The sequence below is a fragment of the Olsenella sp. KH3B4 genome, assembly GCA_900111695.1.
Classification (GTDB): Bacteria; Actinomycetota; Coriobacteriia; order Coriobacteriales; family Atopobiaceae; genus Tractidigestivibacter.
The window spans coordinates 1-12047 of sequence record FOHD01000009.1; the positions used below are offsets into that span (position 1 = coordinate 1).

18 protein-coding genes are annotated in these 12047 nt (G+C 63.4%); 8 read left to right on the forward strand and 10 right to left on the reverse strand.

What is annotated here, in order from left to right:
* The coding region (locus tag BMX94_RS08500; protein WP_143052299.1) for a helix-turn-helix domain-containing protein at window positions 1-262 on the reverse strand (262 nt) is incomplete at its 3' end.
* Window positions 263-586: 324 nt separating this feature from the next.
* On the opposite strand from BMX94_RS08500, the gene BMX94_RS08505 reads away from it, so the two are divergent.
* Window positions 587-757, forward strand: a complete 171-nt coding sequence (locus BMX94_RS08505; protein ID WP_177171391.1) for a helix-turn-helix domain-containing protein — start codon at window positions 587-589, stop codon at window positions 755-757.
* Between the two features lie 107 nt (window positions 758-864).
* On the opposite strand, the gene BMX94_RS08510 is transcribed toward BMX94_RS08505, so the two are convergent.
* The gene (locus BMX94_RS08510; RefSeq protein ID WP_091005587.1) at window positions 865-1368 is read right to left on the reverse strand and encodes a TetR/AcrR family transcriptional regulator; all 504 of its coding nucleotides are present in this window, start codon (window positions 1366-1368) and stop codon (window positions 865-867) included.
* A gap of 128 nt (window positions 1369-1496) precedes the next feature.
* Between BMX94_RS08510 and BMX94_RS08515 the strand changes: the two genes are divergently transcribed.
* Together BMX94_RS08515 and BMX94_RS08520 are read left to right on the forward strand one after the other, a co-directional pair.
* Complete coding sequence (locus BMX94_RS08515) at window positions 1497-2003, forward strand: hypothetical protein (RefSeq protein WP_091005589.1); 507 nt, start codon at window positions 1497-1499, stop codon at window positions 2001-2003.
* 70 nt (window positions 2004-2073) lie between these two features.
* Complete coding sequence (locus BMX94_RS08520; protein WP_091005591.1) at window positions 2074-2811, forward strand: MerR family transcriptional regulator; 738 nt, start codon at window positions 2074-2076, stop codon at window positions 2809-2811.
* Between the two features lie 26 nt (window positions 2812-2837).
* Here the strand turns inward: BMX94_RS08520 and BMX94_RS08525 are convergent, their stop codons facing one another.
* From BMX94_RS08525 to BMX94_RS08545, 5 genes are read right to left on the reverse strand one after another with little or no spacing between them, the layout of a single operon-like run.
* Window positions 2838-3272 carry an Rrf2 family transcriptional regulator gene (locus tag BMX94_RS08525; RefSeq protein WP_091005593.1) on the reverse strand — a complete coding sequence of 145 codons (435 nt, stop codon included), beginning with the start codon at window positions 3270-3272 and terminating at the stop codon, window positions 2838-2840.
* Between the two features lie 8 nt (window positions 3273-3280).
* On the reverse strand, window positions 3281-4261 hold the full coding sequence (locus BMX94_RS08530) for an alcohol dehydrogenase catalytic domain-containing protein (protein ID WP_286160065.1): 981 nt from the start codon (window positions 4259-4261) through the stop codon (window positions 3281-3283).
* Between the two features lie 50 nt (window positions 4262-4311).
* The gene (locus BMX94_RS08535; RefSeq protein WP_091005595.1) at window positions 4312-5145 is read right to left on the reverse strand and encodes an ABC transporter ATP-binding protein; all 834 of its coding nucleotides are present in this window, start codon (window positions 5143-5145) and stop codon (window positions 4312-4314) included.
* Window positions 5145-6686 carry an ABC transporter permease/substrate-binding protein gene (locus tag BMX94_RS08540; protein WP_091005597.1) on the reverse strand — a complete coding sequence of 514 codons (1542 nt, stop codon included), beginning with the start codon at window positions 6684-6686 and terminating at the stop codon, window positions 5145-5147. Before BMX94_RS08540 ends, BMX94_RS08535 begins: the two co-directional genes overlap by 1 nt.
* Entirely contained in the window at window positions 6687-7298 is a 612-nt protein-coding gene (locus tag BMX94_RS08545; RefSeq protein WP_091005599.1) for a 4Fe-4S binding protein, read from the reverse strand. It abuts the gene before it with no gap.
* 147 nt (window positions 7299-7445) lie between these two features.
* Between BMX94_RS08545 and BMX94_RS08550 the strand changes: the two genes are divergently transcribed.
* From BMX94_RS08550 to BMX94_RS08565, 4 genes are all read left to right on the forward strand, one after another.
* Window positions 7446-8255: a protein-ADP-ribose hydrolase gene (locus BMX94_RS08550; protein WP_286160066.1), complete on the forward strand. Its 810-nt coding sequence runs from the start codon at window positions 7446-7448 to the stop codon at window positions 8253-8255.
* Window positions 8248-9078: an SIR2 family NAD-dependent protein deacylase gene (locus tag BMX94_RS08555; RefSeq protein WP_286160067.1), complete on the forward strand. Its 831-nt coding sequence runs from the start codon at window positions 8248-8250 to the stop codon at window positions 9076-9078. The genes BMX94_RS08550 and BMX94_RS08555 overlap by 8 nt, the downstream gene beginning before the upstream one ends.
* Before the next feature lie 89 nt (window positions 9079-9167).
* The gene (locus tag BMX94_RS08560) at window positions 9168-9431 is read left to right on the forward strand and encodes a type II toxin-antitoxin system Phd/YefM family antitoxin (protein WP_091005601.1); all 264 of its coding nucleotides are present in this window, start codon (window positions 9168-9170) and stop codon (window positions 9429-9431) included.
* On the forward strand, window positions 9415-9747 hold the full coding sequence (locus BMX94_RS08565; protein WP_091005603.1) for a type II toxin-antitoxin system RelE/ParE family toxin: 333 nt from the start codon (window positions 9415-9417) through the stop codon (window positions 9745-9747). The genes BMX94_RS08560 and BMX94_RS08565 overlap by 17 nt, the downstream gene beginning before the upstream one ends.
* Before the next feature lie 43 nt (window positions 9748-9790).
* On the opposite strand, the gene BMX94_RS08570 is transcribed toward BMX94_RS08565, so the two are convergent.
* The 3 genes from BMX94_RS08570 to BMX94_RS08580 all read right to left on the reverse strand — a co-directional run bounded on the left by BMX94_RS08570 (window position 9791) and on the right by BMX94_RS08580 (window position 11614).
* The gene (locus tag BMX94_RS08570; protein ID WP_091005605.1) at window positions 9791-10330 is read right to left on the reverse strand and encodes a YaiI/YqxD family protein; all 540 of its coding nucleotides are present in this window, start codon (window positions 10328-10330) and stop codon (window positions 9791-9793) included.
* Between the two features lie 14 nt (window positions 10331-10344).
* Window positions 10345-10650, reverse strand: a complete 306-nt coding sequence (locus tag BMX94_RS08575; protein ID WP_177171393.1) for a DUF1805 domain-containing protein — start codon at window positions 10648-10650, stop codon at window positions 10345-10347.
* 79 nt (window positions 10651-10729) lie between these two features.
* A complete protein-coding gene (locus BMX94_RS08580) occupies window positions 10730-11614 on the reverse strand; it encodes a LysR family transcriptional regulator (protein ID WP_091005609.1) in 885 nt (294 codons plus the stop codon).
* A 215-nt stretch (window positions 11615-11829) separates the two neighbouring features.
* Here BMX94_RS08580 and BMX94_RS08585 point away from each other — a divergent pair, with 215 nt between their 5' ends.
* A complete protein-coding gene (locus BMX94_RS08585; protein ID WP_143052300.1) occupies window positions 11830-12045 on the forward strand; it encodes a hypothetical protein in 216 nt (71 codons plus the stop codon).
* Window positions 12046-12047 lie beyond the last annotated feature (2 nt).

The following is a 12047-nucleotide window of genomic DNA, read 5'->3' on the forward strand; positions in this document are numbered from 1 at the left end:
CCGTGCGCGCGCGTGCCGCCGGCCTGGCGCGGGGGCGCGCCCTCCGGTAGGCGGGGCTCCCCTCGCCGTGGGCGCAGTGCATGCGGGAGGCCCGGTCGGGCATCTCGCGGGCGGCGAGCTCGCCCGCCTCCTCCATGCGCAGCCACCGTCTCAGGTTCCACTCGTTGGGGAACAGCGCGAGCCTGCGGCAGGCCTCCGCCACGCTCATCCCGCTCTGGTGGAACTCCCAGAGTATCCCCTCGCGCTCCTCTTTGGTATACATCCCGGGCTCCCTCCCGGACCGAGAAGGTCCGATCGTTCGTCCGGGGTCCCAAGCGCTTCAGGGCATGCTGATTGGTTTTCCCGGCGCGTTCCTGCTGGTCACGCATGATGGGCAGCTGTCGGAGGCGGTCACGCAGATTGGATGGGAGACAAGGCGAGGCGAGAATGGGATGAGGCTATAAGTCGCCGATGAATAAGGTTTGCTCGCCTTCGGCCGATGCCGCGATTCGGCCCGAGCGTGGTTCTTAGCACGCTCGGGCTAAGCGGCAGGGCAAGCGTCGATGCAAGAGAGTTCGTCGCTCGATTCAATGTGAGCGCCTTTCGCATGCACGAGCATCCTAGCCCCGAGTGTCCGATTGGCCGCAACGTGCATGCCGTGCTCGGTAAAGAGCTCAACGCTGCGGAACAGGCTATGCTCGAGCGTCTTGATTCCACTACCCTGGCCGATCTGGCCGACACCACAAGGGGGCGCATCGCGCAGCAGGAACAGGCCTAGGGGCCTGGGGTCGCGGGTTCGCCCAGATCGGCAAGCACCTCGGGTTCCATCTTGGCACTCCGCTCAGCCAGCGCCCGCGCTCGTCGTCCGGACGGACTGCCCTCGCTTTATCCGACAGCCCCGCCCAACATGCGGCCCGACACCAAGGCCGCCAGTTCCTGCGGGGTCTCTTTCCAGCCACTGCGCGCCCATGTGACGAACATCCCGTAGAGCCCATAGGCGAGGAAGGCGGCCTCGTAGCCTCCGTCGCGTCCCAGGCCGGCGTCGCTTGCGATCGTTTCGAACGCGGCCGGGATGGCATCCGTGCGGCGTTGCTCGACCATGAGGCCGTCTTCCGCGCGCAGAGACAGGCAGAACCCGGAGTGGCGCAGGGCACGCTCGGGATTCGAGAACGCGAGCTCCTTGAGGCGGTGCTCCTTCTCGTAAGCGCGCCACCGGCGAACAGGGCAGGCGGCCGGCAGCCCCTCCTTAGACGAGAAGCTGCGAGAGTGCGTGGCCCGGCCCACGCCCGCCCTTACGGCAAGCTCGTCGGTGGCCGCCCCTCGAATGTCCTTCTCGGCCATGAGCGAGAGCGGGGCTGGCCCCAGCATGTCCGTGGCATATGCAGACACGACAGACCTCCTGATACGAAAGCCGCCGATGCGTATCGTTCGCGCGTGTGGTATCGAACCGGTTGCTGAACGGACGATACGATTGCATCAACGGCAGTGAATCAAGGGCGTTCTTCAGGGGGGCCGAGATGAAAGAGAAGACAAAGAGGCGTCTACGGCTGCTCGCAAGGGTGGTCGGCGGAATATGCGTCGCTCTTGTCGTGCTCGCCCTGGCGCTGGCTACTCACACGCAGATTGCGGTTGGGGCAATCCAGGCGCTTTCGGCCGGTACGGTCAAGACGACCAACACCTATGAACCTGAGGGCGAGCCCATGGATGCGGTGCGGGACAACGGCCAGCGCATCGTTACCGATATTGCCTACGCCGACGAGTACCCCAACAGCTTTCTAGACATTACCTACCCCGACTCGGATACCTCCGTGCGAAGGCCTACGTCGGTCTACTCCCATGGCGGCGGTTTCTTTGGGGGCGGCAAGGGCATGGGCGACCCGCTGGCGTCGAGCGTGGCCCGGAAATGCCGCACTGCTTCGTGGCCCCGAGCGCTCGGACGAGGTCGCACGCGACGCGTTCGAGAGGATGCTGGCCTTTCTCGCCGACCGGGCGGACTAGATATCGGCGAAGTGGGAACTGTCTGACAGAACAAGGCTTGACCCCGACGTAACGTCATGGCTTAGAGTGTGGCCAAGACGAGCGAGGGGAGGGTCCGTGAGAACCGTGCATGAGGTCAGTGAGCTTGCGCACGTGAGCGTGCGAACGCTGCATCACTACGACAAGATAGGCCTGCTCAAGCCGAGCGCCCGCAGCGAGGCGGGCTACAGGCTCTACAGCGATGACGACCTGGCGCGGCTGCAGCAGATCATGCTCTTCCGGGAGCTGGAGTTCTCGCTCGCCGACATAGGAGCAATTCTCGACAGTCCGGACTTTGACCTGAAAAAGGCGCTCGACCAGCAGATCGAGCTTCTGGAGCTTCGTCGGGAGCACATCGGCAGCCTGATAGACATGGCGAAGGCCCTAAGGGGCGGAGAGGGGAGCATCTTGGAATTCGAGCCGTTCGACACGAGCAAGCTGGACGAATACGCCGAGCAGGCGAAGGCGTCGTGGGGAAAGACCCCGCAATGGAAGGAATACGAGAACAGGTGGGCCGGAAGGCCGAAGGGGGAGCAGGTCGCGATTGGCAAGAGCCTGATGGAGCTCTTCGTGCCGTTTGGACGGATGTCCGCCGAAGGGGCCGACCCCTCGTGCGAGGAGGCGCTGGCGCAGGTTGCAAAGATCCAGGCATTCATCACCGAGAACTACTACGACTGCACCAACGAGATCCTGGCGGGGCTTGGCCAGGCATACGGCAGTGGTGGCGACTTCACGAAAAACATCAACGCAGCGGCCGGGCCTGGTGCCGCCGAGTTTGCCGCTGCCGCAGTGGGAGCGTACTGCGAACGAGCGTAGGCCGCGAGAGGTCCGCTCAGCAACGCCTAGCTGGCTGCTAGCAGGCGGATGTCCTTCTCGACGTATGCCAGGGTGGTGCGTTGCAGCTGGCTCTCCAATGCCTGCTGGGCGGCCTCAAGCCTGCCGTCCAGCGCTGCGTGGATGTTGCCGCCCACGGGGCACTGCGGGCAGGGGCTCTCGTGAAAGTGGAAGAGCGAGTCCGCGTCGCTCTGGTCCACGGCGCGCCACAGGTCGAGGAGGGTGATCTGCTCCAGCGGGCGTGCGAGCGTGATGCCGGTCTTGCCCTTGCTGGAGTTGATGATGCCCGCCTGCTTGAGCATGCCCATGATCGTGCGCACCATCACGGGGCTCGTGCCGATGCTGCCAGCCAGGAACGTGCTGGTGACGGGCCTGGTGCCGCCAAAGTAGTCTATGGCGCACACCATGTGCGCCGCCATCGTGAGCTTGCTGGTTATCTGCATTCGTCTGCCTATTCCGTAACCACTATCTTACCAAAGCCCTCTGAGCTCTCCAGGAAGCGATGCGCATCTGCCATCCGGTCGAGCGAGAAGACCCTGGTGGGCCTCATGTCCACGCCCCTCTGCTCGACGTACTCGATGAGTCCCGCGAGCTTCCCTTCGTCCACGTTCCCCGAGTAGAAGCTCGTCAGGAAGCCGTTGGGCGGCAGGTCGACTATGGGGTCGAAGTCCTCCATGTACCATACACCGACCAGCTGGCCTGTGCTGCAGACGATGCCGCCCTCCGACACATGGCTGCATGTGTCCTTAAGGGTTGCTGGCCCCACGAGCTCCAGGACACGCTGGCAGGGACGGCCCTCCACCTGCAGCTTCCCGTCCAGGTCAAGCGCCGTGTCGTCGTAGCCGCCCTTGAGCAGCAGGTCTGCGCGCGCCTCGCTTCGGGTGGCGCCCACAAGGCGCAGCCCCGGTGCCATGGAGCGGGCCAGCTTCGCGAATGCCATGCCGACGCCGCTGGTGGCGCCGCGAACGAGGACCGTCTGGCCGGCTTCCAGGTGCAGGTTCAGCAGGGAACCGTACGCTGTGTAGTAGGTCTCGGGAATGGCGGCCAGCACTTCCCAGGGTAGGTCGGACTCTATGGGATAGAGCTGCTGGTTGGGCAGCAGCGCGTAGTCTGCGTAGCTGCCATCGAAGGCGCGACCCATCTCGCCCATGATGGAGACGACCTTCTGTCCCTCGGGCAGGCGAGCCGCGTCGGTGGTGGCCGCGACCTCTCCCACGCATTCGATTCCCAGGATGCGCGGGAACCTGACGGAGGGCGAGAGGCCCTGGCGTGTGAACACCTCGGAGTGGTTGAGTCCGCGGGCGCGCACGTGTACGAGCGACCAGCCCGGCTTCAGGGCGGGCACGGGGCGATGCTCCAGCCGTAGCACCTCGGGTCCTCCGGCCTCGTGCACCGCTATGGCTCGCATCGTCTTGGGAATCGAGTCGCCCATCGTTCTTCTTCCTTCCTGATTCCTATTCCAGTGCGTCATGCGCATGGGCGTTACCGTGCGACGAGTGACGCCTCGGCGCGCGCCGCGCCGCTGTGTCCGCAGGCGCACAGCTGGTCCTCCGCCAGGTCGCAGGTGTGGCGCTGGCGCGCCACCAGCTTCCGTACGAACTCGGTCGCCGGGCGTGCGAGAATCTCCTCTGGGGAGCCGAACTGCTGCACCCTGCCCGCATCCAGCACCAGCATGTGCGTGCCCAGAAGCAGCGCTTCGCCGATATCGTGTGTCACGAACAGTACGGTGATGCCGGTCTCGCGGTGGATGCGCGAGATTTCCGCCTGCAGCTGGGAGCGCGTGATCTCATCGACGGCGCCGAACGGCTCATCCATCAGCAGGATGTCCGGGGAAGCCGCCAGCGCCCGTGCGATGCCCACGCGCTGCTGCTGTCCGCCAGAGAGCTCGGACGGGTAGCGCTCCAGGAGGTCTTTGGAGAGCCCTACGATGTCCATCCACGTGCGCACTGCCTTGTGCGTGCGCTCGTGGTCGTGCTTGTTCAACAGGTTGGGCACGTAGGAGATGTTTTCCTCCACCGTCATGTGGGGGAATAGCACGCTGCCCTGGATGGCGTAGCCGATGTTGCGGCGCAGCTGGATGGGATCCGCGTCGCGGACGTTGCGCCCATCGACCAGCACGTCTCCAGAAGTGGGCTCGATTAGCCGGTTGACCATCTTGAGCGCCGTGGTCTTGCCGCTGCCGGAGGAGCCGATCATGGTGACGAACTCGCCCCTGGGAATCCTGAGGTTCAGGTGCTCGAGCACGCTCTTCTCGCCATAGCATTTGCAGATGTCGCGATACTCGATGGCGACGTCATTGGTCGTCGTGGTGCTCATCAGATCAGTCCCTTCGAGCGGAGAAACTCCTCGGCCACGGTCTTGGGGTCCTTGCCTTCCTCTTCCACCTCGTAGTTCATGCGTGCCATGTCTTGCTCGGAGATGGTGCCTTGGAGCTTCTCCAGCACGCCACGCAGCTCGGGGTGCTGCTGCAGCACCTGGTCGCGCACGACGTTGCCGCACTGGTAGGAGGGGAAGAAGCCCTTATCGTCGGTGAGGACCGTGGCGTCTGCGGTGCTTAGCTTTCCATCGGTGGTAAAGATCACGATGGCATCGACGCTGCCCTGGGCAAGCGCATCGTACTTGAGGCCGATGTCCATCTGCATGGTGTTGCCAAAGCTCATGCCATACGTGTTGCAGAGGGCGTCGTAGCCGTCCTCTCGCTCGAAGAAGTCTGCCTCGGCGCCTAAGGTCAGCTGGTCTGCCACGCGGGCCATGTCCGAGTAGGTCTTGAGGTTGTACTTCTCGGCGACGTCCTTGCGCACGGCTATGCCGTATGTGTTCCCAAAGCCGTACATTCCCACCCAGCTCATGCCAAGATTCTGGTAGCCCGCCTGCAGCTGGTCGAACTCGTCCTCGGAGTAGGCGCCCTCGTTCTTGAGGACCATTGCCCAACCGGTGCCCGTGTACTCCGGGTACAAGTCGAACTGGCCGGACTCCATGGCGGGTTCGATGTTGGAGGTACCGCCACCCACGCCCTCGGTGAGTTCCACCTTGAGGTTGGTGTCGTGCTCGATGAGCATCTTGAGGGCTTCTCCCATTACGTACTGCTCGGTCATGGGCTTGGTGGCCACGTGGATGGTGTCGCTGGTCCCGGCGAGCATGCCCGGTACGGTTGCGCCCAGCGCCACGGCCGCGCATGTCGCTGCGGCACCAATGGCCAGCCTGCGGTTGGTGCGGTGCGCCTTGGCACCGCGCACCCGCATGCGCTTCTCGACAAAGCCCAGAATGGCATCTACCACCAGGGCAAGCACGGCAATGAGAAGGCTGCCCGCCACGGTCATTGCAGCGTTGTTGGTGGTGATGCCTCGATAGATTGCCACGCCCAGGCCTCCCGCGCCAATGAACGACGCGATGCCGCCAAGCGCGATGGTCATGGTGGCCATGTTGCGGATGCCGCTCATGATGACAGGCAGGGCCAGCGGCAGCTGCACGCGCACAAGCGTCTGCATGCGCGTGCCGCCCATGCCCCTAGCGGCCTCCATGACGGCGGGGTCCACGTTGGTCATACCCGTGTAGGTGGAACGCACCATGGGCAGCAGCGCGTAGACGGTAAGCGCGATGATGGCGGTGGCGTCACCCACGCCGCTGAAGGGGATGAGAAAGCCCAGCATGCTGATGGACGGGATGGTGTACAGGAAGTTCACGACGGCCAGCGTGGGCTTGGCCGCCTTCTGGTACTCGCTGATGAGGATGCCGGCGATGCCGCCAAACACGATGGCGATAAGGACGGCAACCAGGCATATCTCCATGTGTTCAAGGAGCAGGCCCCAGAAGAAGTCCCACCGCTGGACCAGAAGGTCCCAAGTCTGCGCAAGCATCTATCCCCTTTTCTCTATGGCCTGAACGGGGCAGTTCTCGTAGCACAGCCCGCAGTGCAGGCAGTGCTCCTGGGCTATGGCGAAGGGCTTGCCTGGGGTGATGCACTGTTGCGGGCAGTTGCGCGCGCACGTGCCGCAGCCTATGCAGGCGTCGGTTATCTGGAAGCCCTGCAGGTGCGTGGGTGCGCCTCCCAGCGAGAAGGTCTGGCGATAGATGGGGGAGACTCCCAGGTCGAAGATCTCGACGCAGCCGTTGTCGATCACGAACGGGTCCAGCACGTAGCGCGACTGTCCGGGGTACACGTCGTTCATCGACGGGTTCTGCTCAAAGATGCGGTCAATCCAAGCGTGGGGGTCATCGGTGATGAAGCGCACTTCTCCGCCAAGGCGCACCATCTTGAAGTCGCGCGTCATGCCCACGATGGCCACGTGGGGATCGCGCATGAGCTGCCCGTGGAAGTCCTTCCCACGCGAGGTGCAGAAGTACAGCGCGCCCTCGTCCACGAGCATCACGTCGATGATGCGGATCTGGGGGTGGCCCTCCTGGTCCACCGTGGCAAACGATACGTCTTTGATCTCGCGAAGCGTCTGCAGACAGTCCTGTGCATTCATGTGGGTTCCTCTCTTGTGGCTTACATGTAATATATGTTGTGACACGTAACGTGTCAAGAAAAACTTGACATGTTTGCTACTATTGCCCCGGCAAACACGAACGTCCCATACGAGCGGTCTCGCCCGCGAGGGAGGAAGGGACACAACATGGAGGAGAAGGACATGACGCAGGACGAGCGCAGGGTCTGGCTCATCCGTGCGCTCTGCAAAGAGCGGAAAAGCTGGGGTGCAGACGTCCCCGCGATGCCCGAAGACGCGGAAGGCCAGCGGCTGCTGCTGAGGGCCCTCATGAACGTGCGGCCGCCCGTGCCGGCCGAGCCCGAGCTGCTGCGCGTGCAGGATGCGTACCTGCGTGGGCGCCTGGCCGAGCGCGGCGGCGCCGTGGGCGAGAATGGCATGTCCTTCTCGCCCGAGGGCATCGCCGTGTGGCGCGGGGACATCACCCGGCTTGCGGCGGACGGCATCGTCAACGCGGCCAACAGCCAGATGCTGGGCTGCTTCGTGCCCAACCACCGCTGCATCGACAACGCCATACAGACGTACGCGGGTATCCAGATGCGGCTGGAGTGCGCGCGCCAGATGGATGCGCAGGGACACGAGGAGCCCACGGGTCGAGCAAAGATAACGCCCGGCTACAACCTTCCCGCTGCGCACGTGCTGCATACGGTGGGTCCCATCGTGGGCGGCGCCATTCCCTCGCCGCATGACCGTGCGCTGCTGGAGAGCTGCTACACGTCCTGCCTGGAGCTGGCGCACGAGCAGGGGCTCGCCAGCCTGGCGTTCTGCTGCATATCGACGGGAGAGTTTGGCTACCCCAACCGCGAGGCCGCGCAGGTGGCGGTGGCCACGGTGCGCGACTGGAAGAATCAGACCAACAGCAAGATGAAGGTGATCTTTGATGTTTTCAAGCCAGTGGATTACGACATCTACCGGGAGCTTCTCGGGGTGCGTGGATAGGATTGCGGACGCGGTGCGCGATGCCGACGCCATCTTGGTGGGCGCGGGTGCGGGCCTCTCGACCGCTGCGGGCTTCGCGTACGCGGGAAAGCGCTTTGACGACAACTTCGCGGACTTCCGTGACGCATATGGCATAACGGACATGTACTCCGGCGGGTTCTATCCCTTTCCGGACGAGGAGTCGCTCTGGGCATGGTGGAGCCGCTCGATTCTGCTCAACCGCTACGACTGCCCTGTGGGCCAGCCCTACCTTGACCTGCTCAACATGCTGCGCGGGCGCGAGTACTTCGTGCTGACCACCAACGTGGACCACCAGTTCCAGCGCGCGGGCATCGACCGCGACCGGCTGTTCTACACGCAGGGGGACTACGGCCTGCTGCAGTGCTCCACGCCCTGCCACCAGGAGACCTACGACAACGAGGAGCTGGTTCGCCAGATGGCAGAGCGGCAGAGCAACCTGCGCGTTCCCAGCGAACTGGTGCCGCATTGCCCGCGCTGCGGTGCACCCATGTCCCTCAACCTGCGCTGCGACGACACGTTTGTGGAGGACGAGGGCTGGCATGCGGCGGCAAAGCGCTACGACGACTTCCTGCGCGAGCATCGACGCGATCGTATCGTGCTTCTGGAGGTTGGCGTGGGCGGCAACACGCCGGGCATCATCAAGTACCCGTTCTGGCGCATGGCGGCCCAGAACCGCCACGCCACCTACGTGCAGCTCAACAGGGGAGAGGTGCTCGCCCCCTCGCAGCTGGAGCGGCAGAGCGTCATCCTGGACTGCGACGCCGCAGAGGCCCTTGCCGCCTTGCGTGAGCGGCTGGGCTAGGGTCTCCAGGTCATTTCTTGTTGCACTGCCTGGTAGCGGAATGTAAATGATAAAATATCGATAAGATTACGATATGTCAGGAGGTGCTCATGAACATCCGGCCAGTCTCTGACCTGCGCAATCATTACTCAGACGTCGAGAAGGACGTCGAGGAACATGGCCCCGTCTTTCTCACGAAGAATGGCTATGGCTCGATGGTGGTCATGTCAATAGAACAGTTTGATCGGATCAACGGGTCGGTGGATGCTGCTCTTGACGAGGCTGATGTGCAGGCTTCGACGACGTCGCTGCGTTATACGCACGAGGAGGTTTTCGACTCGATTCGGAAGGGGCTAAATGCCAAGCGGGCCTGACGGGGTCGAAAAGAGCTATGAGCTGAGATACCTGCCCCTTTTCTGGGACGACCTCAACTCGGCTGTTTCGTATATCGCGACCCAGTTGAAAAACCCAGCAGCTGCGGAGAACCTGTTGGACCAAACTGAGCGGGCAATCCTGGAGCACGCCAAGCGACCTACCTTTGGAACCGTGTACCGTCGGTCGGACGGGAGGCAGGCATATTACTGGTTCCCAGTTGGGAACTATATGGTGTTTTACGTTGTTACGGACAACGTGATGGAGGTTCGCCGCTTCCTTTTTGGCAGCAGGGATCTTACCAGGATGCCACTATGAGGCCCTGGGAACGGCCTCACGAGTTCGAAGAGTTTCATTAGCATCATTGGGGTAACTCCGCCTGTGGTCCCGAGGCCCCCGTTCCTTCCAACGCCTGCGTCACGAGGCTGGCAAGGTTCCGCCTGAAACGATCGCGATCCTCTTCCGTGAACGCTGCGGGTCCTGATGTCCTACCGCCGGCGCGTCGGAGCTTCTTCTCCTCGTGCCTGATGAACATCGCAGAGTCAATCGTAAGCGGGTTGTAGACGCGCCCTCGCACCCCGATGGCACGGGCTCCTCTGCCCAAGACGATATCGGCCAGTCCGATATCCTGCGTCACGACCACATCCGCTGGCGTGACGGCGGACGCGATTGCGAAGTCTGCAGAATCGGCTCCGACGCCAACCTGTAGGATTTCGACCCAGAAGCCGCGGTCGGGATGGCGCGGGTCCTTAGGACTGCGTGGGTCATGTGCCCTCAGCCGCCGCTCTAGATTCTGGGTGCTGTTTCCGGCGATGACGCAGGGGATGTTTCGCGCGCGTGCGCAGGCAAGGGCCTCGCGAATTACAGGACACGCGTCGGCGTCGATGTAGATTCTTGTCACGGAAGGCCTGAGACCTAGCGGTTAAGGATGGCGGCCGCTTCGGCACCGGTCATGCCGTCGGCGATGCCGAGTTCCTGTGCCTTTTTCGTCATGCCGGTGATGGGGTTGGCAAGGACCTCGTCGATGCCTGCGCCGGCAACGCGTACTGCCGCATCGCCGAGCTGCTCCGCCTTCTCGAGGCTAAGGTACCCGCACATCAGGAAGCCTCGCTTCAAGCGAATCACGATGAGGGAGGCGTGTCCCTCTCCTGCGAGTGCTGGCACGACAATCCCCTCCGCCGCGTTACCCGCAATCGTGAGCGCTTGAATCTGCGTCGCCATAGTTGGCTCCTTTCCGAGCTTGTTTTCCGTGCTCATTGTTGCGACACCAATTGGGTTCGTCAACAGCCGTGTTATGCGGTCACTGTCCCAGCGTTGCCCGCAGCTGCTCCAGAAACGCCTCGCACGCAGGCGAGAAGATCCTGTGCCTCTTCCACGCAACCACAGAGCCGGTGGTGAGGGCAGGCTCCAGCGGCAGGAAGCGCAGTCTGCTGGTCTGCAGCTCCGGCAGGTGGTCGATGCCCAGCACGCATGCGGTGCCCGCCTCTGCCAGGAGCGCGGCGTTTCCTATCAGGTCGAAGGTGCCCACGACGTTCAGCTGTCCCGGTTTTACGAGGCCGTTTGACCAGGTTGCAAGATCAAACGTTTGGTGCGTGGTGCGCGAGCTTACGAGAAGTGGCATCTGTACCAGAGTCTGCGGCGTCACCGCGTCCAGCATGCCCCAGGGGCTGTGCGTTCCCACCACGACCCCCACGGTGTCGCGCGCCGGCAGCTCTAGGTGGTCGTACTTCTCCACGTTTACGGGTTCGATCATCAGGGCAAAGTCCACAAGGCCGCGCTCCAGGCGCTCCTCCACGGCGTCGGCGTTGCCGGTGTAGAGCTGGCAGGTCACGCGCGGGTGGTTGCGACGCAGCTCGGCAAAGGCATCGGTCAGAACGCGCATGGCCTGGGTCTCGCCCGCGCCGATGCGCACGACGCCTGCGACTTCGCGCTTGGTGCCCATCTCGTCCTCGGTCTGCTGCACCAGCTGCAGGATCTCCTCGGCGCGCTGGCGCAGGCGCATGCCGTCCGCAGTCAGCATGGTCGCGCGGTTCGTGCGCACAAAGAGGGCGCACCCCAGCTCGCGCTCCAGGTCGGCCATCTGACGTGACAGCGTGGGCTGCGTCACGTGCAGGACGTTGGCGGCCTCGGTCATGTTCTGCTCGCGCGCGACGGCGAGGAAGTATTTCAGGGTTCGTAGCTCCATGGCAACACTTCGCTCTTGTGGAAATGTAAATTACGTATTCCAAACTTATACGCATAGGCATTTCACATTTCAAGAGCAGCTCGGTAGCGTAGTGCGTGGTAAGGAGGGCCGTGTGCCCTACGACGCAACCACAGTGGAGGTGCCCATGGGACGAGTCCTGGTCCTGTACTACAGCTGGTCAAACGGCAACACGGGCGCCTGCAGTTCGCACGCTGTTGAACTCGCGGAAGTGGAACGGCAAGGTCGTTGTGCCCTTCTCGACCTGCGCCGGATGGGCGGGCTCCACGCTGGATGACATCGCGGGGCTGGCCGAGGGCGCGCGGATTGCCGAGCCGCTCACGGTGACGTTTGCCTCGGACGGCGGGGCGCGCATGGTGACGGACCCGCGCAAGGTTTCGGATTGGGCTGGCCGCGTGGCAGCCCTGGTATGAGG

Coding starts and splice junctions, on each gene's coding strand:
- BMX94_RS08505 (WP_177171391.1), top strand. CDS start 587: ATGCACGAGCATCCTAGCCCCGAGTGTCCGATTGGCCGCAACGTGCAT.
- BMX94_RS08515 (WP_091005589.1), top strand. CDS start 1,497: ATGAAAGAGAAGACAAAGAGGCGTCTACGGCTGCTCGCAAGGGTGGTC.
- BMX94_RS08525 (WP_091005593.1), bottom strand. CDS start 3,272: ATGCAGATAACCAGCAAGCTCACGATGGCGGCGCACATGGTGTGCGCC.
- BMX94_RS08530 (WP_286160065.1), bottom strand. CDS start 4,261: ATGGGCGACTCGATTCCCAAGACGATGCGAGCCATAGCGGTGCACGAG.
- BMX94_RS08535 (WP_091005595.1), bottom strand. CDS start 5,145: ATGAGCACCACGACGACCAATGACGTCGCCATCGAGTATCGCGACATC.
- BMX94_RS08540 (WP_091005597.1), bottom strand. CDS start 6,686: ATGCTTGCGCAGACTTGGGACCTTCTGGTCCAGCGGTGGGACTTCTTC.
- BMX94_RS08545 (WP_091005599.1), bottom strand. CDS start 7,298: ATGAATGCACAGGACTGTCTGCAGACGCTTCGCGAGATCAAAGACGTA.
- BMX94_RS08550 (WP_286160066.1), top strand. CDS start 7,446: ATGGAGGAGAAGGACATGACGCAGGACGAGCGCAGGGTCTGGCTCATC.
- BMX94_RS08560 (WP_091005601.1), top strand. CDS start 9,168: ATGAACATCCGGCCAGTCTCTGACCTGCGCAATCATTACTCAGACGTC.
- BMX94_RS08565 (WP_091005603.1), top strand. CDS start 9,415: ATGCCAAGCGGGCCTGACGGGGTCGAAAAGAGCTATGAGCTGAGATAC.
- BMX94_RS08575 (WP_177171393.1), bottom strand. CDS start 10,650: ATGGCGACGCAGATTCAAGCGCTCACGATTGCGGGTAACGCGGCGGAG.
- BMX94_RS08580 (WP_091005609.1), bottom strand. CDS start 11,614: ATGGAGCTACGAACCCTGAAATACTTCCTCGCCGTCGCGCGCGAGCAG.